Below are 671 nucleotides of genomic sequence, written 5' to 3' on the forward strand. Positions count from 1 at the left end.
GCGCCCTTAACAACTTAACCTTCGACATCAATGATGTCATTACTAATTATTAAGAGAATCACTAAACTAAGCGTTTAAACTCAGTGAATACTTGAATTGTTATCGTTATCTAGTTTTCAAGGAACAACATTGAGAGATAGTTCTCTCAAAACTAAACAAAATCAGAAACGTCTTTTTTAATGAAGGTTTTATCCTTCATTTCATCCTTAGAAAGGAGGTGATCCAGCCGCACCTTCCGATACGGCTACCTTGTTACGACTTCACCCCAATCATCTGTCCCACCTTAGGCGGCTGGCTCCTTACGGTTACCCCACCGACTTCGGGTGTTACAAACTCTCGTGGTGTGACGGGCGGTGTGTACAAGGCCCGGGAACGTATTCACCGCGGCATGCTGATCCGCGATTACTAGCGATTCCGGCTTCATGCAGGCGAGTTGCAGCCTGCAATCCGAACTGAGAATGGTTTTATGGGATTGGCTTGACCTCGCGGTCTTGCAGCCCTTTGTACCATCCATTGTAGCACGTGTGTAGCCCAGGTCATAAGGGGCATGATGATTTGACGTCATCCCCACCTTCCTCCGGTTTGTCACCGGCAGTCACCTTAGAGTGCCCAACTGAATGCTGGCAACTAAGATCAAGGGTTGCGCTCGTTGCGGGACTTAACCCAACATC

Annotated in this window: 1 rRNA gene; it reads right to left on the minus strand. The window is 47.7% G+C overall.

Going from position 1 to position 671, the window contains the following annotated elements:
* Positions 1–210: 210 nt before the first annotated feature.
* Positions 211–671, minus strand: a 16S ribosomal RNA gene (locus WQ54_RS17945); the annotation flags it as partial.

The organism is Bacillus sp. SA1-12 (assembly GCF_000981385.1).
Lineage (GTDB): Bacteria > Bacillota > Bacilli > Bacillales > Bacillaceae > Metabacillus.